The 597-nt window shown below is 74.4% G+C and carries 1 pseudogene; it reads right to left on the reverse strand.

From position 1 onward, the window contains the following. A pseudogene (locus MKK49_RS24245) lies at nt 1–597 on the reverse strand (hypothetical protein); the annotation flags it as partial.

The raw sequence follows: 597 nt of genomic DNA on the forward strand, positions 1-597 counted from the left end.
CCCCCCCCTTGTCGGACACCGCATCGGAGGGCGCGGTCGCCGCGCCGCCCAAGACCTTGGTCACCGGAGAGACGGCATCCCCGAGCGTCGCACCAACCTTGTCGGGCACCGCGTCGGAAGGCGCAGTCGCCGCGCCGCCCACGGCCTTGGTCACCGGAGAGACGGCATCGCCGAGCGCCGCACCGACCTTGTCGGGCACCGCATCGGAGGGCGCAGTCGCCGCGCCGCCCACGGTCTGCGTCACCGGGGAAACGGTATCGCCGAGCGCCGCGTGGACCTTGTCGGGCACCGCATCGGAGGGCGCAGTCGCGGTCGCCGGGCCGTCCACGACCTTGGTCACCGGGGAGACGGCATCGCCGAGCGCCGCACCACCCTTGTCGGGCACCGCGTCAGAGGAAGCGGACGCCGCGCCGCCCAAGGCCTTGGTCACCGGGGAGACCGCATCGTCGAGCGCCGCCCCCCCCTTGTCGGACACCGCATCGGAGGGCGCGGTCGCCGCGCCGCCCAAGACCTTGGTCACCGGAGAGACGGCATCCCCGAGCGTCGCACCAACCTTGTCGGGCACCGCGTCGGAAGGCGCAGTCGCCGCGCCGCCCA

Source organism: Methylobacterium sp. J-090, assembly GCF_022829345.1.
In the GTDB taxonomy this organism is placed as follows: Bacteria; Pseudomonadota; Alphaproteobacteria; order Rhizobiales; family Beijerinckiaceae; genus Methylobacterium.